Source organism: Pseudomonas sp. B21-053 (genome assembly GCF_026016365.1).
GTDB classification, from domain to species: Bacteria; Pseudomonadota; Gammaproteobacteria; order Pseudomonadales; family Pseudomonadaceae; genus Aquipseudomonas; species Aquipseudomonas nunensis.
The window spans coordinates 1742550-1763111 of record NZ_CP087205.1 but is presented as its reverse complement, the minus strand read 5'-3'; the positions used below and the strand labels follow the sequence as shown (position 1 = coordinate 1763111).

Genomic DNA, 20562 nt, shown 5'->3' with positions numbered 1-20562 from the left:
CTATAGGCAAGGTTTGCTCTGTACTGAATCGTTACATCTATGCGCCCGGTCACTTAAATCTCGAATTCGGACTGCAGCGCCGCCCGTACACAGTACAAAACCCCTTCCGGAACACGACCGGCAAACAACGCGGCAATTTCCGCGACCGGCGGCAACTCGCCTTCGCCGTCGAGGAACGCGTCCTGGATTTCGCCCATCAGCTCTTCCGGCAGATCCAGTGCCTGTTCCAGCGACAATTGCTGCTTGCCGATGGCTTCGGCGAGCATGGTGTAGACGTTCTTTTCCGAGCATTGCAACTGCCCGGCGATTTGCAGCGGCGTCATGCCGGCACGGGCCAGCGTGATCAGTTCGTGGCGCACGTCGGCCACCACTTTCGGTGCCTCGACCTGGCCGCCGAGCACTTCGAGGAAGGCCTCGCCATAACGTTCCAGCTTGCGTGCGCCGACGCCGCTGACCGTGGCCATTTCCGCCAGCGAGGTCGGTTGACTGCGCAGCATTTCCAGCAACGTCGAGTCGGGGAAGATGACGTACGGCGGCACGCCGTGTTCTTCGGCGAGCTTGCGACGCAGGGCACGCAGGGCTTCCCACTGTTCGCGCTCTTCGCCACGAACCAGTTGGCTCGCCTGGCTCTTGCTGCTTTTGGCGGTGGTTTGCGGCTTGAGGTCGCGGCGCAGCTCCAGGGTCACTTCGCCCTTGAGCAGCGGCCGGCAGGTGTCGCTCAGGCGCAGGCCGCCGTAGCCTTCAAGGTCGATGTCCGCGAGGCCACGCGCAACCAGTTGGCGGAACAGGGAGCGCCATTCGCTCTCGCCCATCGCCTTGCCGACGCCATACACCGACAAATGTTGATGGCCGAAGCTGCGGACCTTTTCGTTGTCCTTGCCCAGCAACACATCCACCAGATGGCCGACGCCGTAGCGCTGGCCGGTGCGGTAGATCGCCGAGAGCGCCTGACGCGCGGGCTCAGTGGCGTCCCAGGTCTGCACGCCGTCGACGCAGTTATCGCAGTGGCCGCACGGCTCGGGCATGTCTTCGTCGAAGTAGGCCAGCAGCGTCTGGCGCCGGCAGCGAGTTTCTTCGCAGAGCGAGAGCATCGCGTCGAGCTTGTGTTGCTCCAGACGCTTGTGGCGCTCGTCGCCTTCGGAGTTCTGCAGCATTTGCTTGAGCATCACCACGTCTTGCAGGCCGTAGGCCATCCACGCATCCGCCGGCAGACCGTCTCGGCCGCCGCGACCGGTTTCCTGGTAATACGCTTCCAGGGATTTCGGCAAGTCGAGGTGAGCGACAAAACGCACGTTGGGTTTGTCGATGCCCATGCCGAACGCCACGGTGGCGACCATGATCAGGCCTTCCTCGTTGAGGAAGCGCTTCTGGTGATGCGCGCGCGTTTCGTTGGGCAGACCGGCGTGGTACGGCAGCGCCGGGAAGCCTTGTTCGCTTAGGAACACCGCCACTTCGTCGACTTTTTTGCGCGACAGGCAGTAAACGATGCCGGCATCGCTGCGCCGCTCGGCGAGGAACGCCAGCAATTGCTTGCGCGGCTGCTCCTTGGGGACGATGCGGTAGAAAATGTTGGGACGGTCGAAACTCGACAGGAAACGCTCGGCGTCCTGCAAATGCAGGCGATCGACGATTTCTTCGCGGGTGCGCTTGTCGGCGGTGGCGGTCAGGGCAATGCGCGGGACGCTGGGGAACAGCTCCGCCAACTGACCCAGTTGCAGGTATTCGCGACGGAAGTCGTGGCCCCATTGCGACACGCAGTGCGCTTCATCGATGGCGAACAAAGCAATTTCAAGGCTTTGCAGGAAGGCCAGCATGCGCGGCTGCACCAGGCGTTCGGGCGCCAGATAGAGCATTTTCACTTCGCCGCGCTTGATCCGTGCGGCCAGGTCGCGTTGCTGTTCGGCGCTCAGGGTCGAGTTCAATGCAGCGGCGGCCACGCCCAGTTCTTCGAGGGTCGCGACCTGGTCGTCCATCAAGGCGATCAGCGGCGACACCACCACCGCCAGGCCTTCGCGCAGCAGCGCCGGGACCTGGAAGCACAGGGACTTGCCGCCACCGGTAGGCATCAACACCAAAGCGTCGCCGCCATTGGCCACGCGCTCAATGATTGCACCCTGGCGGCCACGGAAACTGTCGTAGCCGAAGATGTCCTTGAGGACGCGTTGAGCCTGTTCGAGCATAAAAACTCCAAAAATCACCGAAACATCCCTGCAAGGCTGGTTCAGAACCACGCAGGCTGCACTGACAAATAGTAAGTGCGCATTGCATGACGCTTCACATCTCAGCCGCGACGCCGGCAGGGCATCACAAAACGCGGGAGTATACCCGACCCCTCCGCTGCAAAGGGTGCCGCTGAGAAGACACACAATGACAAACACTGATCCCCCCTGTAGGAGCTGCCGCAGGCTGCGATCTTTTGATTTTGCTTTTAAAAGGCAAGATCAAAAGATCGCAGCCTGCGGCAGCTCCTACAGGGAGAGCGGGCGTGAATGAGGGGCAAATATCCCGCGCGGCTGGCCTGGGGGCTCAAGAAGGCCTAGAATTCCCGCATCTGTTTAATTCCCCAAGGTAGCTTTTAATGTCCTTCGCTGAGCAACTAACCCGCCTGCAAGTCTTCCTCGACGCCGATGAACTGCATGACGAGGCGCTGGACTACGTGGCCGCCCACGGCTACCTCACTGCGCTGTCGATCTGTTCCGAAAGCGTTCCCGACCGTGAATGGATCGACGCCCTCTTCGCCGAAGAGCCGCATTACGCCGACGACACCGAGCGTGAAGCGATCGAATCCACCCTGCTGGCCCTCAAGGCTCACATCGCGCGCCAACTGGCGTCCGACGAAGAGTTCGAGCTGCCATGCGACCTGGACCTGGGCGAAGAGCCGGATGACTCCGACCTGCGCGGCTGGTGCATCGGTTTCATGGAAGGCGTGTTCCTGCGCGAAGCGGCCTGGTTCGAAACCGCCGAAGACGAAGTCAGCGAAATGCTGCTGCCGATCATGGTCGGTTCGGGTCTGTTCGACGAACAGCCTGAGTTCGAAGACATCGCCAAAGACGCGAACCTGATGGACGACATGATCGTGCAGATCCCGGAAGCCCTGACCGCGCTGTACCTGCTGTGCCAGGCTCCCGACGAAAAACCGGCGATCCTCAAGCCACGTCACCACTAAGGTCTTGCCTATGGACAAACCCATAGGCAACCGCTCCCTGATGTTGCGCTACCTGCTGCTGGCCATCGGCTGGCTCAGCGTAGCGTTGGGGGTGATCGGGATTTTCCTGCCGGTATTGCCCACCACGCCGTTCCTGCTGCTGGCCGCCGCGTGTTTCGCACGCAGTTCGCCGCGCTTCTATCAGTGGCTGGTCGAACATCCGCGGCTTGGGCCGTGGATCCGCGACTATCTGGATGGCAACGGCATCCCGCTCAAGGGCAAGGTCTACGCCATCGTCCTGATGTGGGTGAGCATCCTGTTCTCCTGCTACCTGGTGCCGCTGCCGTGGGCGCGGGGGTTTATGTTGACCAGTGCGGTGCTGGTGACGATCTACATCCTCAAACAGAAAACCCTGCAAAAACCCTGAAACACGCCCTGTAGCAGCTGGCGAAGCCTGCGTTCGGCGGCGAAGCCGTCGCAAATTCTACATGCAAGGTTTTACTGACCTGCCGCGTTGCCTGGTTTTGCGACGGCTTCGCCGCCGAACGCTGCCTCGCGGTGCTCGACAGCTGCTACCCGTGCGCGTACCAACCGACGATCTACCCTGCCTTTCAAAAAACACCACCTAAACTCCAGTCATCTGCACCCGAGCAGCCAGACATGTCCAACAGTCGGCGTCGTCCAGGATGGCCAACGCTCCGACTTCGGTTCGGCGGCTGGCTGCTGGCGATGTTTTTGCTGGCCGGGCTGGGCAGTGTGTGCGCCGACTGGAATTTCGGGCAGATCCTGCAAACCGCCGAAAAACGCTACGGCCCCCTCGGTCCGGCACAGGGGCGAATCGAGGCCTGGAACCAGATGCTGCAAGGCGAACGCAACCAGCCAGAACGCGAGCAACTGAACGCGGTCAATCGCTTCTTCAATCAGCAATTGAGTTTTCAGGACGACACCCGCATCTGGCAGCAGATCGATTACTGGGCCACGCCTGAAGAATCTCTGATCAAGGGTGCTGGCGACTGCGAGGACTACGCCCTGGCGAAATATTTCAGCCTGCGCCAGCTCGGGGTGCCCAGCGAGAAATTGCGCATCACCTACGTCAAGGCCCTGACCCAGAACCAGGCGCACATGGTCCTGACTTTCTACAGCAGCCCCACGGCCGATCCGCTGGTGCTGGACAACCTGATCGGTGAGATCCGCCCCGCTTCCCAGCGCAAAGACCTGCTGCCGGTGTACGCCTTCAACGCCGAAGGCCTGTACCTGCCAGGTGCAAATGGCGGCAAGCGCAGCAGCGATTCGAAAAAGCTGTCGCGCTGGCAAGACGTATTGAAAAAGATGCAGGCCGAAGGGTTCGCCGTGGGCGACGGCTAGCCGCCACAGCAAGGAGCGTTTTATGTCATTGCGCAAACAATTGTTTCTCGCCATTTGCCTGTTTCTGCTGGTGGCATTCAGCGGCAGTTTTTTTGTCAGCCTGGAAAGCTCCCGCGAGCAAATGCTCGGCCAGTTGCGCTCCCACGCCCAGGACGCCGCCACGGCGTTGGGACTGTCGCTGACCACGCAGATCGACGACACGGCGATGATTGAATTGATGGTCAGCTCGATTTTCGACAGCGGTTATTTCAGCAGCATCCGCATCATCAACATCGCCGATGAACAGGTGCTGGTGGAGCGCGACGCACCGGCGCGAATCGAAGGCGTACCCGACTGGTTCGTGCGCCTGGTGAACCTTCATGCCCAAGGCGGCGATGCGTTGATCATGCGCGGCTGGGAGCAAGTGGCGCGGGTCGAAGTGTTGAGCAATCCGCAGTTCGCCCTGGCCAAACTTTGGGACAGTACGCTCGGCAGTCTCGTTTGGCTGCTGCTGTGCGGGTTGCTCAGTGCGATGTTCGGCGGCTGGTTGCTGCGTCGGCAATTGCGCCCGCTGGACAAAATGGTCAAGCAGGCCGAGGCCATCAGCAAACGCGAGTTTCTCAGCCTGCCAAAACTGCCGCGCACCCCGGAGCTGAGACGGGTGGTGCTGGCGATGAACCAAATGGTCGAAAAGCTCAAGGCGCTGTTTGCCGAAGAGGCCGCACGCAGCGAAAAACTGCGCGCCGATTCCTATCAGGACAGCCTCACCGGGTTGGCGAATCGACGCTTGCTGGATGAGCAACTGGCCGACCATTTGCTGGTCAGCGAACAGAGCAGCGACGGCCATTTGCTGATGCTGCGGATCAACGACCTCGCGGGCCTCAACCAGCGCCTGGGCGGCCAGCGCACCGATGCCTTGATCGGTGCCGTCGGCGAGTTGCTCAAACGCCTGACGCAACTCCCGGAGCGGCGCACCTGGCTGGCGGCGCGCAATCGTGGCGGTGAGTTCAGCCTGCTGACCCCGGGCCTCGACGACAAGGACGCCGCGCGCCTGTGCGCCGAGATCAGCGCCACCCTGGAGAACCTGCGCCTGACCGGCGCCAGCGACAGCATGCCCGTGGCGCATTTGGGTATCGTCGCTTACCAACCGGGCGAACCGGCGGGCGATGTGCTGCTGCGCCTCGATCAGGCCTTGACCCAAGCCCAGCAGCATCCCGAGCGACCATGGGTGCACCTCGATCACGCCAACACCGCGCCGAACCAGTCCCAGCACGACTGGCGCAACTGGATCGACGACGCCCTGACCCACGGCAAATTGCAGCTGTATTTCCAACCGGTGGTGCAATGCGCCGACACCAGCCAAGTGCTGCATCACAAAATCCTCGCGCGCCTGCTCGACCCGCGAGGCGAAGCGATTGCCGCCGGGCATTTCCTGCCGTGGATTGAACGCCTCGGCTGGTCGGCCCGCTTCGACCTGGCCATGCTCGACGCCACCCTCGACTACCTTGCCGTCAACCGCTGGCCTCTCGCACTGAGCTTGTCCGGCACCACGCTGCGCGACCCACAGTCGTTGCAACAGATATTGCAAACCCTCGACTCCCTGCCGGAACTCGCGCCGCTGCTGATCCTTGAAATCGACGAACGCCAACTACCGCCCCCAGACGAACTACAGCGCCTGAGCCACAGCTTGCTCAGCACCGGTTACCGCATCGGCTTGCAGCATTTTGGCGGTAGCTTCAGCCAGATCGGCAACCTCACTCAGTTGGGGTTGGCGTACCTGAAGATTGATGGAAGTTACATCCGGGGGATTGATCAGCAGAGTGATAAACGCCTGTTCATCGAAGCGATTTTCCGGGCGACAAACAGTATTGATCTGCCGTTGATTGCGGAAAGGGTCGAGACGCAAGGGGAGCTGGAGGCGATCAAAGAGCTTGGGTTGTTCGGGGTCATGGGGCGGTTGATTGGGCCACCGGAGCCGATGTGAGTTTGCCAGCAACACCGCATTGTCGTTCTTCGCGAGCAGGCTCGCTCCCACAGGGGACTGGTGTCGTACCCAACATTTGCTGACTACCCAGATCCAGTGTGGGAGTGAGCCTGCTCGCGAAAGCGGTGGGTCAGCTGACATCTCTATCAACTGGCATGGCCTATTCGCGAGCAAGCCCGCTCCCACAGGGGAATGGTGTCGTACCCAACATTTGCTGACTACCCAGATCCAGTGTGGGAGTGAGCCTGCTCGCGAAAGCGGTGGGTCAGCTGACATCTCTATCAACTGGCATGGCCTATTCGCGAGCAAGCCCGCTCCCACAGGGGAGTGGTGTCGTACCCAACATTTGCTGACTACCTAGATCCAGTGTGGGAGCGAGCCTGCTCGCGAAGGCATTCCTGCAGCCACCGCATGACTAAAAGCCAGACCACAAAAAAACCGCCACTCCCTTTCGGAAATGGCGGGTTTTGTCGTTTCAGCCCTACCGCATCAAACCGTGTCCACCTTCAGCGAATGGTCATTGAGCATGCCGGTGATGATGGTCGCCGTGTCATGTCCGCCTGCGACCACCCCGCCCGCTCCCGGCGTGACGCCGTAGTGGCTGGCCAAGTTGACGCCGGCCAGGTCGATGGTCTGGGTCGGTGTGGCGCCGGCCATGGCGCTGACGTCGATGCTGGTGACCAGGCTCGCACCGCTGCCGGTGACGGTGAAGTGCAGGTAGTCATCCAGCGAAGCAGTGGAGCCGTTTTCGCCTTGCAGCAGTTGTGACAGGTCGAGCTTGTCGGTGCCTGGAGTGAAGTCGGTGACCACGTCATGGCCGCTGTTGCCGGCCAGCCACTGGAAGGTGTCGGCACCCGAACCGCCGGTGAGAGTGTTGTTGCCCAGACCGCCGATCAGCAGGTCGTCGCCGCCACCGCCATTGAGCGTGTCGTTGCCCAGGCCGCCGTTGATCACGTTGTTGTTACTGTCTCCGGTCAAAGTGTCGTTGAAGTTGGAACCCACCAGGTTTTCGATGCCGGTGAGGGTGTCGGTGCCCGCTCCGAGGGTGTTCTGCGCAGTGAGCAGGCCCAGGTTGACGTTGACCCCGGCCGTTGCATGCGCGTAGCTCGCGGTGTCGATGCCGGTGCCGCCGTCGAGCAGGTCGTTGCCCGGCCCGCTGTACAGCAAGTCGTTGCCGGCACCGCCGTGCAGTTCGTTGTTGCCGCTGCCTGCGGTGAGCACGTCATTGCCGTCGCCCGCGTTGAGGATGTTGTTGCCGGTGCCGGCCACCAACACGTCATCGCCCGAAGTGCCGGTGAGGGTATGTCCATCCTGATAGCTGATGGTCACGTTCGCCGTGTCGCTGCCGCCATGGTTGTCGTTGGCGGTGTAGGTGCCGTGATAGTCCGGGGTCAGGTCATGGGCCCCGGCGTAGTTGACGGTCATGGTCAGCTGATAGTTCTCGGACCCGTTAGTGTTGCTGCCACTGGTGTTGGTGATGTTGGTGACGTGGATCTGGTAGGTGCCATCGGCTGCCGCAGTGATGGTCCCGCCGTCGGCGATGCTCACGAACGCACCGCCATTGAGCGAGTACTCCATGGTGACGTGACCGGCCGCCAGGTTGTGGTCCAGGTTGAGGGTCTCGCCCTGTTTCAGTTTGACGGTGATGAGGTCTTCATCGTTGGCGTTGGACGTCGTCACCGCGCCCAGGTAGCCGCTGATCACCAGTACGGCGGTCATCGCTGCCGAGTTCGCCGCGAACAAATTACGCACATCCGCCAGCGCTTGGTTGGCGGCGTTGTTGCCGGTGCCAGTGAAGCTGATGGCGCCCGTGCCGGTGAAGTCCGCCCCCTTCGCCACCCAACCGGTGTTGAAGGTGGTCGGGGTTGCCGTCATCGGATCGCCATTGGCGTCGGTGTCATTGGCCAGCAGCAGCTCGCCCGGCACCACGATGTTGCTCGACAGCACGTTGGTGATGATGTGGTCATCGACCGCCACCGGTGGTGCGTTCGGGATGACTTTGACGGTCAGCGTCGAGCTGGCCAGGTCGCCGTCGTTGTCGCTGACGGTGAAGCCGATGTTTTCGGTAATCACTACCGCAGTGGTTTTCTGCGAGGTGTAGGTGTACTCGCCGGTGTCCAGGTTCACTACCAGCGTGCCGCTGTTGTTGGTAGCGATGCTGATGGTGTTGTTCACCGTGTTGAACGTGCCGTGGTTGGTGCCACTGAACGTCAGCGCGCCCTGGTTGCTGTTGCCTTTCGGGTCATAGGTGTAAGTGGTGCCGTCGACCACCAGGGTTTTGATGAAGCCGCCATCGGCGCCGAACGAGCCTCCCTCCAGCAGCGAGCCAGTGACCGGTGCGCCCTGCACGGTGCCCGAGAGCACCGAGTTGAGTTGATTCAGATCGGTCACCACCACCGCGTTGGTGTTGGTGTGGGTGCTGCCGTCATAGGCCAGCGGGTCGAGGTTGGCGTTGCTGACGCCATTGCCCAGGCCGATTGCATAGTTCTTGATGCCATTGGCGTCGAGGAAGTTTTTCAGCGCGGCCTCGTCCGCCGTGCCGATGTCCCCTTCGTTAGGTTTGCCATCAGAGAAGAAATACCCGACGTTCTGCGCCCCGGTGAGTTTGCCCGACGTATTGAACGCGGTTTGCATGGTCGCCACAGCCGCGTCGTAGTTGGTGCCACCGCCAGCGGTGAGTCCGGCGATGATCGACTTGGCCGTTGCGACATCAACCCACACGGTGGTTTTGTCGGTGGCACTGCTGCTGAAGGTGACGATCTGCACTTTCACATCGCCCAGGTCATCGTATTTGTCGAGCAAGGCACTGATCGCTTGCTTCGCCAGCGCCAGCCGCGACAGGCCTGGCACCCCGGAGGCGTCGGCCATACTGCCGGAGACGTCGATCACCAGCAGCAGGTTGGAATCGACTTCCACCGCCGTCACCGAACGGTCCGACGCCACGGCTTTTGGCACGTCATCGACGATGTTCACCACGATGGTGCTGGTGGTGCTGTTGCCCAGCGCATCGGTGGCTTTGTAGGTGAAACTTTCGCTCAGGGTGTTCGGCCCGTCGTTGGCACCCGGCGAGGTTTTCGGCGCCGAGGTCAGGGTGTAGGTGTAGCTGCCGTCCGGGTTGATCAGGATTTGCCCGTAGGTCCCGGTGGCGCTGCCGACCAGGCTGTAGGTGAACGTGCCAGTACCGCCGGTGACCGAACCGACCAGCGTACCGGTGGCGGTTTCGCCAGTACTTGTAGGGTCGCTGCCGGTGACTGTGCCGGGAGCCAGGTCCAGGCCATCCTTGCTCAGGTCGAGGGCTTTTTCGAAGACCGTCACGTCCTGATCGACCACCGCTTTGAGGGCGCTGTCGGTGACGTTGATGGTGATAGTGGTGGTGCTTTCATCGCCGTCGGAATCACGCACGGTGTAGACGAACGTATCGGTGGCCCCCGCCACGCCAACCGAGTTCGGGTTGCTGTGGTAGACGGCGTTACCCGCCGCATCCAGGGTCAAGTAGCCGTAGGTGCCATTGATATTGGTGCCCAGCCCGCCCACCGCCGAAGTGGCCGTGTTGCTGCCGGCGCGCACGCCAATCACTGCACCGCCGGCTGCCGCGCCGTCGGCACCCAGCACGTCGTTGCCGAGCACGCTGATGTTGATGGTCGAGCCTTCAACGGCGGTGCCGGTGTCGGGCGCTGCCGTCGGCAAGTCATCGACGATGTTGACATTGATCTGGCCCGACGCGGTGCTGCCGTCGGTGTCCGTCGCCACCACGTTGAAGTTCTCGGTGAGGCTGTTGGCGCCGTTGGCGGTCGGATGGGTTTCGTTGTCCACCAGGGTGTAGCTGTAGCTGATCACGCCGGTGCTCGCGTTGTAACCGGTGATGGTCAGCGTACTGCCCAGCGGGGTCACGATCGATTGCGGGAAGCCTGCCGCTACGCCGCCCGCGACCACATGAATGCCGCCGACATCGAGGGTTTGCAGACCGTCCAGCGCGGTGACGGTGAAGGTGCCGCTCTGGGTCAACGCCGGGCTGTTGGGGCTGGTGCCGTCGCTGAGGTTTTTCTCGTAGACAGTCAGCTCGCCGCCATTGACGTTGAGGCCGTTGAGCACGACCGGATCATCGTTGTTGTGGATATTCAGCACCAGGTTGGCGGTGCTGGTGTCGCCGTCCGAATCAGTGATGGTGTAGGCGAAAGTTTCCGTGCCGTTGCCGCCGCCGTGCAGGTTTTTGAAGTCGGCATCATTGGCGTTGAGGGTGTAGGTGTAGGTGCCGTTGGCATTCAGGACCAGCGTCCCGTACGTCCCGGTGAAGGTGCCGGGGGTCACAGGACCGGCGTTCGGCCCGGTGGCGACAAGGTCCGCGCCCTGAATGTCGTTGGTCAGCACGTTGCCATTGAGCGTCAACGCGGTCTCCGACGCCGCACCGACGTTGCTGTCGTTCACGGCTTTTGGCACGTCATCGACGATCTGCACGACGATGGTGCTGGTGCTGATGTTGCCCAGCGAATCGGTGGCCTGGTAGGTGAAGCTTTCAGTCAGCGAGTTGGCGCCGTCATCGGCATGCGGCGTGGTACTCGCCGGCGAGGTCAGGGTGTAGGTGTAGGTGCCGTTGGGGTTGAGCTGGATCTGGCCATAGTTGCCATTCGCGCTGCCCACCAGGGTGTAAGTGATCGCGCCGATGGCCCCGGTGACCGAGCCGACCAGCGTGCCACTGGCGGTTTCGCCGGTGCTGGTCGGGTCGCTGCCGACCACGGTGCCGGCCGCCAGGTCCTGGCCATCTTTGCTCAGGTCCAAAGCTTTTTCGTAGACGGTGACGTCGGTATCGCTGACCGCCTTGATGCAGCTGTTCGACACGTCGATGGTGATGGTGGTGGTGCTTTCATCGCCATCGGCATCGCGCACGGTGTAGACGAAGGTATCGGTGGCGCCCGGTGCGTTCACTGCGTTGGGATTGCTGTGATAGACCGCGTTGCCGTTGGCATCCAGCGTCAGGTAACCGTAGGTGCCATTGATGTTCGAGCCCAGGCCGCCGATGGCCGAGGTCGAGGTGTCGCTGCCGGCACGAACGCCCACCACGGCACCGGTGACCGCCGGACCGTCGGCCCCGCCGATGTCGTTATCCAGCACGTTGCCCGAGACCGTCCCGCCTTCGGCCACCGACGCGCTGTCCGGATGAGCCGTCGGCAAGTCGTCGACGATGTTGACGTTGATCTGATTGGTTGCCGTGCTGCCATCGGTGTCCGTGGCCACCACGTTGAAGTTTTCAGTGATGCTGTTCGCACCGTTGGCGGTCGGGTGGGTTTCGTTATCCACCAGGGTATAGCTGTAGCTGACCACGCCGGTCGTCGCGTCATAACCGGTGACGGTCAGCGTACTGCCCAGCGGCGTCACGATCGATTGCGGGAAGCCGGCAGCCACGCCACCGACCACCACATGAATGCCGCCCACATCAAGGGTTTGCAAACCGTCCAGCGCGGTGACAGTGAAGCTGCCGCTCTGGGTCAACGCCGGCGTGTTGGGGCTGGTGCCGTCGCTGAGGTTTTTCTCGTAGACGGTCAGCTCGCCACCCACGACGTCGAGGCCGTTGAGGGTCACCGGGTCGTCGTTGTTGTGGATGTTCAGCACCAGATTGGCGGTGCTGGTATCGCCGTCGGCATCGGTAATCGTGTAGGTGAAGGTTTCCGTGCCGTTGCCATTGCCATGCAGGTTTTTGAAGTCGGCGTCGCTGGTGTTCAGGGTGTAGGTGTAGGTGCCGTTGGCATTCAGCACCAAGGTGCCGTAAGTGCCGGTGAAGGTCCCGGCGGTGATCGGGCCAGTGGTTGGTCCGGTGGTTACGCGGTCGGCACCTTGCACGTCGTTGGTCAGTACGTTGCCGTTGAGGGTCAACAGGCTTTCCGAGGCGGTGCCGGCGTTGCTGTCGTCCAGCGCTTTTGGCAGGTCGTCGATGACGTTGACGTCCAGGGTCGCGTTGGCGGTGGTGCCGTTGTCATCGACCACGGTGACGGCGAATTGCTCAGGCAGATTGTTCGCACCGGCTGCGGTTGGATGCGCTTCGGTGCCGTTCAAGGTGTAGCTGTAGCTGACAACGCCGGTGGTTGCGTCGAACCCGGTGATGGTCAGGGTGTTGCCCAAACCGGTTGGAATCGATTGTGGGAAACCGGCGGCCACACCGCCGCTGACCACGGTGATACCGCCGACCGTGAGGGTTTGCACGCCATCCAGAGCGGTGATGGTGAAAGTGCCGCTTTGGGTCAGCTGAGTGCTGTCCGGGGCGCTGCCGAGGCTGAGGTTTTTCTCGTAGACCGTGAGCTCGCCGCCCTCGACGTTCAGGCCATTGATGATGACCGGGTCGTCGTTGTTGTGGATCTGCAGGACAAGGTTGGCGGTGCTGGTGTCGCCGTCGGAATCGGTGATGGTGTAGGTGAAGTTTTCAGTGCCGTTGCCGCCGCCGTGCAGGGCTTTGAAGTCTGCGTCGGTGGTGTTGAGCGTGTAGGTGTAGGTGCCATTGGCGTTGAGCACCAGAGTGCCGTAAGTCCCGGCGAAGGTGCCGGGGGTCACAGGGCCGGTAGCCACGCGATCCGCGCCTTGCACGTCGTTGGTCAGTACGTTGCCGTTCAGTGTCAGCAGGGTTTCCGACGCGGTGTTGGCGTTGCTGTCGTCCACGGCTTTTGGCAGGTCGTCGATCACATTGACGTCCAGCGAACCGTTGGCCGTGGTGCCGTTGTCGTCGACCACCGTCACCGAAAATTGCTCAGGCAGATTGTTTGCGCCGCCCGCAGTCGGATGCGCGTCGTTGCCGTTGAGGGTGTAGCTGTAACTGACCACGCCAGTGGTTGCGTCGAACCCGGTGATGGTCAACGTGTTGCCCAGACCGGTCGGAATCGATTGTGGGAAACCAGCGGCCACGCCACCGCTAACCACGGTGATGCCGCCGACCGTGAGGGTCTGCACGCCATCCAGCGCGGTGATGGTGAAGGTGCCGCTTTGGGTCAGCTGAGTGCTGTCCGGGGCGCTGCCGAGGCTGAGGTTTTTCTCGTAGACCGTGAGCTCGCCGCCCTCGACGTTCAGGCCATTGATGATGACCGGGTCGTCGTTGTTGTGGATCTGCAGGACAAGGTTGGCGGTGCTGGTGTCGCCGTCGGAATCGGTGATGGTGTAGGTGAAGTTTTCAGTGCCGTTGCCGCCGCCGTGCAGGGCTTTGAAGTCTGCGTCGGTGGTGTTGAGCGTGTAGGTGTAGGTGCCGTTGGCGTTGAGCACCAGGGTGCCGTAAGTACCGGCGAAAGTGCCGGGCGTCACAGGGCCGGTGGCCACGCGATCGGCGCCTTGCACATCGTTGGTCAACACATTGCCGTTCAGCGTCAGCAGGGTTTCCGAAGCCGTGTTGGCATTGCTGTCGTCCACCGCTTTTGGCACGTCGTCGACGATGTTGACGTCCAGCGAACCGTTGGCCGTGGTGCCGTTGTCATCGACCACGGTCACTGCGAATTGCTCTGGCAAGTTATTCGCGCCGCCAGCGGTTGGGTGCGCGTCATTGCCGTTCAAGGTGTAGCTGTAACTGACCACGCCCGTGGTCGCGTCGAACCCGGTGATGGTCAGGGTGTTGCCCAAACCGGTCGGAATCGATTGTGGGAAACCTGCCGCCACGCCGCCGCTGACGACGGTAATCCCGCCGACGGTGAGGGTTTGCACGCCATCGAGGGCGGTGATGGTGAAGGTGCCGCTTTGGGTCAACGCGGTGGAATCCGGCGCACTGCCCAGGGTCAGGTTTTTCTCGAAAACGGTGAGCTCACCGCCTTCAACGTTCAACCCGCCAATCGTCACCGGATCGTCGTTGTTATGGATTTGCAGGACGAGGGTTGCAGTGCTCGCATCGCCATCGGAATCGGTGATGGTGTAGGTGAAATTCTCGGTGCCATTACCGCCGCCGTGCAACGCTTTGAAGTCCGCGTCCGTGGTGTTCAACGTGTAGGTGTAAGTGCCGTTGGCATTCAACACCAACGTGCCGTAAGTACCCGCGAAAGTACCCGGAGTCACTGGCCCGGTGGCCACACGATCCGCGCCTTGCACATCGTTGGTCAGTACATTGCCGTTCAGTGTCAGCAGGGTTTCCGACGCCGTGTTGGCGTTGCTGTCGTCGACCGCTTTTGGCACGTCGTCGATGATGTTGACGTCCAGCGAACCGTTGGCCGTGGTGCCGTTGTCGTCGACCACGGTCACTGCAAATTGCTCAGGCAGATTGTTCGCGCCGCCAGCGGTTGGATGCGCGTCATTGCCGTTCAAGGTGTAGCTGTAACTGACCACGCCTGTGGCGCTGTCAAACCCGGTGATGGTCAGCGTATTGCCCAGTCCGGTGGAAATCGATTGCGGGAAGCCAGCCGCGACGCCGCCGCTGACAACGGTGATCCCGCCGACACTTAACGTCTGCACGCCATCCAGCGCCGTGATGGTGAACGTGCCGTTCTGGGTCAACGCCGTGGCATCGGGCGCACTGCCCTGGCTCAGGTTTTTCTCGAAGACAGTGAGTTCGCCACCCTCGACATTCAGCCCGCCAATCGTCACCGGATCGTCGTTGTTGTGAATTTGCAGCACCAGGTTGGCGGTGCTGGAATCGCCGTCAGCGTCAGTGAGGGTGTAGGCGAACGTTTCCGTGCCGTTGCCACCGCCGTGCAGCGCTTTGAAATCCGCATCGTTGGTATTGAGCGTGTAGGTGTAGGTGCCGTTGGCGTTGAGCACCAGAGTGCCGTAAGTCCCCACGAAAGTGCCGGGGGTGATCGGGCCGCTGGTTGGGCCAGTCGGGACGCGATCCGCACCTTGCTCATCGTTGGTCAGCACGTTGCCGGTCAACGTCAGCAGCGTCTCGGACGCGGTGCCGTTGTTGTCGTCCACAGCCTTGGGCACGTCATCGGTGATGTTGATGTCGAGCGAGCCAGTGGCCGTGTCGCCATTGGTGTCCCCGGCGACCACGGTGAATTGTTCGCTGAGGTTGTTGGCGCCATCGCCGGCCGAATGGGTTTCGTTGCCGTTGAGGGTGTAGCTGTAGCTCACCACGCCAGTGGCCGGGTTGTAACCGGTGATGGTCAGGGTGTTGCCGAGTTGGGTGGTGATCGATTGCGGGAAGCCGGAAGCCGCCCCGCCACTGATCACGCTGATGCCGCCGATGTTGAGGCTCAGCAAACCGTCGGGCGCGCTCACGGTGAAGGTGCCGGTCTGGGTCAGGGCCGCCGGATTGGCTGCCGAGCCGTCGGGCAGATTGGCTTCGTTGAAGGTCAGTTCACCGCCCACGGCATTCAGGCCGCCGAGGGTGACGAGATTGTTCACCGGCGGCACGACCACCGGGGTGTTGTCGTCTTGCTGAACATCGGCGTTGTGCCGTTCTTCAGGAAACTCCGGGATGCCGCCAAAACCGGCAGTCGGGAATCCGATGGTTGGATCGACCCGTCCGCCCACTTCTTCCAGCAATACGAAATTGTGACCGCCGCCCAAGGCACCGCCGGGGGCACCTGTGGAGGTCGGGCCGGCCGCGGTGGCTTCACCGGTTTGGGTCGGGTCAGCGCCGGCCGCAATGGCTTTTTGCAGCTGTTCGACATCGGTCAGTTGCGCCTGGCTCGGCGTCACGGCTTCAGCCGTGTCCACATGGGGCGCCTGATGCGCGAGCAATTGCGAAGTCATTTGCAGACTGCTGCCACGCCCCAGTGTCAGCTCCTGGCCATTTTGCAGATGCACCGCCACCGCGCCTTCGGCCCCGGTGATCAGTTGATCGCCGGCAAATAACCGGTCGCCCTCGACCAACGCACGTCGAGTACCGTCGGCCGCAACCGCGAACACCTGACCAATAACCTTACTGACGATTCCGATGAGCGTAGCCATGTGCATCTCCTCCGCTGCCAACACCTGTCGGCACCTGTTTGCGCGAAGAGCGTGCTCATGGCGAAAAGCGGGCTGCCTGGCGGATCGTCTACCGGAATGCGTGTTTACCGAAGTAAACCGCTTCCCTGGCGACGTTCACGCCAAGCATGTCACTCGCGGGCCATGTGTCCGGCTCGGCATAAAACCCTCTGCAATCAATGGCATCGGGCCTCCACTGCGGAACAACCTCCCTGCGAGCGATGCGTAACGGTTCTGAACCAACCGAGTGACAAAAAAATGTCGCTCTAAAACCGTCCCACTTCCCTCCCCTCCAGCACTTCTCCGCCCTATGTCGCTAAGTGGATGGAACTTTCCTCAAACCCTCTGGAGCTCCCTAAGGCTCATGAATCAAGGGCTTTCGCATTGAACAATGTGCTGGATTTTTCAGAGCGCATAAGTTTTTTTTGGCATAAACCTTATGAGAAATAGTTCTTAGGTTTTGCCCAGAATGTTCTTAGCTCTGTTGTTACAAGAGTGAAACGGTTTTACCTACAAATAGCGTCAAGTATTTGACGACAAGTAAGCACCATCAGGAAACAGGGAGAAGTACCCATGCGCCTTTTAACCCCCCTCTGCAGCGCGGTTTTGCTGGCCATGGCCTGCACTTCTCAGGCTCAGGCCATGTCGTTGACCGACGCGATCCAAAGCACCATTGCGACGCACCCCGAACTTGCGTCGCGCGTGGACGCGCGGCTGTCGGCGGATGAGCAAGTGAAAGTTGCCAAAGGGGGCTTCTATCCATCAGTCGATTTGAACGCCGCTTACGGGCGCGGCTACAGCGATAACACCAACACTCGGGCGTTCGGCAACCACCACACCGAGATCCTCAATTACACCCAATCGGAACTGCGCCTGCGGCAGATGCTGTTTGACGGTTTCAACACCGCCAACGAGGTCGAGCGCACCAAAGGCGTGTCCAACTCCCGGGCCTATTACGCTCAGGGCACCGCCCAGGATCTGGCCTTGCGCACCATCGAGGTCTACCTCGAAGTGCTCAAGCGCCGTGAACTGGTGACGCTGGCCACCAACAACCTGCAAGCGCACATGCGGGTCAACGACCAGATCGGCCTGCGCACCCAGCGCGGTGTCGGCAGCAACGCCGACTCCGATCAATCCACCGCTCGCCGGGCATTGGCGCAGAACAACCTGGACACTGCGGAAGTGGATCTGGCGGACGCCGAGTCGAACTTCTACAGCGTCGTCGGACGCATCCCCGATGAACTCGAAGCACCGCCCTCGACCCGTGGCGAGTTGCCGACCAGCCTGCCGGAAGCCCAGCAGAGCATGGTCGAAAACAACCCGTACCTGAAATCCGCCCAGGCTGACGTGCAATCGGCCGAGAGCCAGTACGAAGTCGCCAAGTCGCCGTTCTACCCACGCTTCGACGCTGAAGCCGCGGTGGGCGCGAACAACAACGTGCAGGGCGATGAAGGTCACGACAACGAATGGCGTGTCGGCGTGATCATGAACTACAACCTGTTCCGTGGCGGCAGCGACAAGGCGCGCCTGGCGTCCGATGCGCACCAGATCAACCAGGCGATGGACATCCGCAACAACGCCCTGCGCCAGCTCAACGAGAACATTCACCTGGCCTGGAACGCCATGGTCAACGCGAAGAAACAAACCCCGACCGCGCGTGAATACGCGGAAACCACTAAACGCGTGCGCGCTGCCTACCAGGATCAGTTCGGCCTCGGCCAACGGACCCTGCTCGACTTGCTCGACAGTGAAAACGAGCTCTACAACGCCAACCGCCGCTACACCGAAGTGCGCTACACCGAGGAGTACTCGATGTACCGCGTACTGGCGAACATGGGTCAGTTGCTGAGCAAACAACGGGTGGTGCTGCCCGCCGATGCGATCGCCTCCTCGGAAGTGAAAAACGAAGCACGTTTGCCTGAACTGAAGTAACCCCCCGTAGGAGCTGCCGCAGGCTGCGATCTTTTGATTTTGATTTTTTGAAGATCAAAAGATCGCAGCCTGCGGCAGCTCCTACGCCGGGTGATGTGTAGTGACCTATGCCGACAGGAGCGATCAATTTGACTAGCATGGAACCCGGCAACACGGGTGTCGATCCGCGCCTTAGCTTCGATGACCCGCTTCTGGACGGTCTGTTGATCCTCTGCAAACTCCACGGTGCGGCGGTCAGCCGCGCCAGCCTGAGTGCCGGCCTGCCCCTGAACAAGCAACGCATGAGCCTGGACCTGCTGCCCCGCGCAGCGGCCCGGGCGAGTTTGCAGGCGCGTTTGCTGCGTCGGGACCTGGCGGATATTTCTGCCCTCAACCTGCCGGTGTTACTGATCCTCAACGATGGCCGCACTGCCGTGCTGCGCCGTTTTGGCGATGACGGCCAGTTGCTGATTCTGCCCTGCGAAGCCGAGGGCGGTGAACAATGGGTCAGCCGTGAAGAGCTGACCGCCAATTACAGCGGCCAGGCATTGTTCGCCCGGCCGCGCCATGAACTCGAAGACTTGCGCTCGCCGCTCGTGCCGCGCGTCGAAGCGTGGTTTCGTGACACGCTGAAGCTGTCGAAATGGCTGTACAGCGATGCGATCCTCGCGAGTTTCCTGATCAACCTGCTGGGGCTGATGGTGCCCTTGTTCGTGATGCAGACCTACGACCGGGTAGTGCCGAACCAGGCCACCTCGACCCTGTGGGTGTTGGCCATCGGTTTGCTGATCGGCACCGGGTTCGAACTGGTGCTGCGGGTGGTCCGCGCGCACCTGCTGGACACCGCTGGCAAGAAAACCGACGTGATCCTTTCCGCGACCCTGTTCGAACGCATCACCGGCATGGCGATGAAAGCCCGGCCAGCGACCATCGGCGGTTTCGCCCAGAGCATCCATGACTTCCAGGGCCTGCGCGAATTTCTCACCGCCGTAACCCTGACCAGCCTGATCGATCTGCCGTTCGCCGTATTGATGCTGGTGGTGATCGGCCTGCTCGGCGGCTGGCTGGTGGTGATTCCGTTGCTGGCGTTCCCGATCACGATCATCTTCGCGATGGTGATCCAGGTACGCCTGCGCGACACCGTGCAAAAAAGCCTGAGCCTCGGCGCCGAACGCCAAGCGCTGCTGATCGAAACCCTCGGCGGCCTGGAAACCCTCAAGGCGTGCAGCGCCGAAAGCGAGCGCCAGCACAAATGGGAAAGCACCCACGGCGCCCTAACCCGCCTCGACAGCCATGCGCGCAACCTCTCGGCCCTGGCGACCAACGGCACGCTGTTCATCCAGCAATTTTCCGGCATGGCGACCATCGTCGCCGGGGTTTACAGCATCATCGCCGGCAACCTCAGTGTCGGCGCGCTGGTGGCAACCTACATGCTCGGCAGCCGCGTGTTGGCACCGCTGGGGCAGATCGCCGGCTTGATCACCCGCTACCAGCAAGCGCAATTGACCATGCGCAGCACCGATGCGCTGATGTCGTTGCCGCAAGAACGCGATTCGAAACAACGGCCACTGGAGCGCACGCAACTGCAAGGCGCGATGGACGTCAGCGGCGTGACCTTCCACTACAACGGGCAGAACGCGCCGGCTCTGGCCAACATCAGTTTCAGCGTCAAACCCGGCGAACGCATCGGCATCATCGGCCGCAGCGGTTCGGGCAAAAGCACCCTCGCCCGCTTGGTGATGGGCTTCTACGCACCGGAAGAAGGCCAGTTGCTGCTCGATGGCCTGGACCTGCGGCAACTCGACGTCGCCGACCTGCGCCAACAGATCGGTTACGTCGCCCATGACCTGCCGCTGCTGGCCGGCAGCCTGCGCGACAACCTGACCCTCGGCGCCCGCTACATCAGCGATTCGCGAATGCTCGAAGTCGCGGAATTGACCGGTGTCACCGAACTCGCGCGCCAACATCCGCAGGGCTTCGACCGGCCTGTGGGTGAGCGCGGGCAATTGCTCTCCGGCGGTCAGCGTCAGGCGGTGTTGCTGGCCCGGGCGTTGTTGCTCGACCCGCCGATCATGCTGCTCGACGAACCCACCAGCGCCATGGACAACAGCAGCGAAGATGTCCTGCGGCAAAAACTCCACAGCTGGGTCCAGGGCAAAACCTTGCTGCTGGTGACCCACCGCACTTCGATGCTCAGCCTGGTGGATCGGCTGGTGGTGCTGGACAACGGACGGATCGTCGCCGACGGTCCGAAAGAAGCGGTCATCGATGCACTGCGCAAGGGCCGTGTCGGCTCTGCGGCTGTCTAGGA

General features: G+C 61.7%; 8 protein-coding genes. 6 read left to right on the top strand and 2 right to left on the bottom strand.

The features are described from left to right. Nucleotides 1-53: 53 nt before the first annotated feature. Nucleotides 54-2180 (bottom strand): DNA helicase RecQ, encoded by a 2127-nt coding sequence (gene recQ / locus LOY68_RS08020; protein ID WP_265044052.1) that lies wholly within the window; start codon nucleotides 2178-2180, stop codon nucleotides 54-56. A 398-nt stretch (nucleotides 2181-2578) separates the two neighbouring features. Here recQ and LOY68_RS08015 point away from each other — a divergent pair, with 398 nt between their 5' ends. The 4 genes from LOY68_RS08015 (at nucleotide 2579) to lapD (ending at nucleotide 6473) form a co-directional block, all read left to right on the top strand. Further along, nucleotides 2579-3166 carry a YecA family protein gene (locus LOY68_RS08015; RefSeq protein WP_030130067.1) on the top strand — a complete coding sequence of 196 codons (588 nt, stop codon included), beginning with the start codon at nucleotides 2579-2581 and terminating at the stop codon, nucleotides 3164-3166. A 10-nt stretch (nucleotides 3167-3176) separates the two neighbouring features. Further along, complete coding sequence (locus tag LOY68_RS08010) at nucleotides 3177-3572, top strand: YbaN family protein (RefSeq protein ID WP_265044048.1); 396 nt, start codon at nucleotides 3177-3179, stop codon at nucleotides 3570-3572. Between the two features lie 233 nt (nucleotides 3573-3805). Further along, on the top strand, nucleotides 3806-4510 hold the full coding sequence (gene lapG / locus LOY68_RS08005) for a cysteine protease LapG (RefSeq protein ID WP_163909021.1): 705 nt from the start codon (nucleotides 3806-3808) through the stop codon (nucleotides 4508-4510). Nucleotides 4511-4532: 22 nt separating this feature from the next. Then, nucleotides 4533-6473, top strand: coding sequence for a cyclic di-GMP receptor LapD (gene lapD, locus LOY68_RS08000; RefSeq protein WP_265044045.1), 1941 nt, complete (start codon nucleotides 4533-4535; stop codon nucleotides 6471-6473). Between the two features lie 489 nt (nucleotides 6474-6962). Here the strand turns inward: lapD and LOY68_RS07995 are convergent, their stop codons facing one another. Next, on the bottom strand, nucleotides 6963-16322 hold the full coding sequence (locus LOY68_RS07995; protein ID WP_265044043.1) for a retention module-containing protein: 9360 nt from the start codon (nucleotides 16320-16322) through the stop codon (nucleotides 6963-6965). A gap of 591 nt (nucleotides 16323-16913) precedes the next feature. On the opposite strand from LOY68_RS07995, the gene LOY68_RS07990 reads away from it, so the two are divergent. Both LOY68_RS07990 and LOY68_RS07985 read left to right on the top strand, forming a co-directional pair. Then, the gene (locus tag LOY68_RS07990) at nucleotides 16914-18272 is read left to right on the top strand and encodes a TolC family outer membrane protein (protein WP_123509062.1); all 1359 of its coding nucleotides are present in this window, start codon (nucleotides 16914-16916) and stop codon (nucleotides 18270-18272) included. A gap of 128 nt (nucleotides 18273-18400) precedes the next feature. Next, a complete protein-coding gene (locus LOY68_RS07985; RefSeq protein ID WP_265044040.1) occupies nucleotides 18401-20560 on the top strand; it encodes a type I secretion system permease/ATPase in 2160 nt (719 codons plus the stop codon). Nucleotides 20561-20562: the final 2 nt, after the last annotated feature.

Excerpts from the sequence above, each read along its gene's own strand:
- recQ (WP_265044052.1), bottom strand. The coding sequence starts at position 2,180 with ATGCTCGAACAGGCTCAACGCGTCCTCAAGGACATCTTCGGCTACGAC.
- LOY68_RS08015 (WP_030130067.1), top strand. The coding sequence starts at position 2,579 with ATGTCCTTCGCTGAGCAACTAACCCGCCTGCAAGTCTTCCTCGACGCC.
- LOY68_RS08010 (WP_265044048.1), top strand. The coding sequence starts at position 3,177 with ATGGACAAACCCATAGGCAACCGCTCCCTGATGTTGCGCTACCTGCTG.
- lapG (WP_163909021.1), top strand. The coding sequence starts at position 3,806 with ATGTCCAACAGTCGGCGTCGTCCAGGATGGCCAACGCTCCGACTTCGG.
- lapD (WP_265044045.1), top strand. The coding sequence starts at position 4,533 with ATGTCATTGCGCAAACAATTGTTTCTCGCCATTTGCCTGTTTCTGCTG.
- LOY68_RS07995 (WP_265044043.1), bottom strand. The coding sequence starts at position 16,322 with ATGGCTACGCTCATCGGAATCGTCAGTAAGGTTATTGGTCAGGTGTTC.
- LOY68_RS07990 (WP_123509062.1), top strand. The coding sequence starts at position 16,914 with ATGCGCCTTTTAACCCCCCTCTGCAGCGCGGTTTTGCTGGCCATGGCC.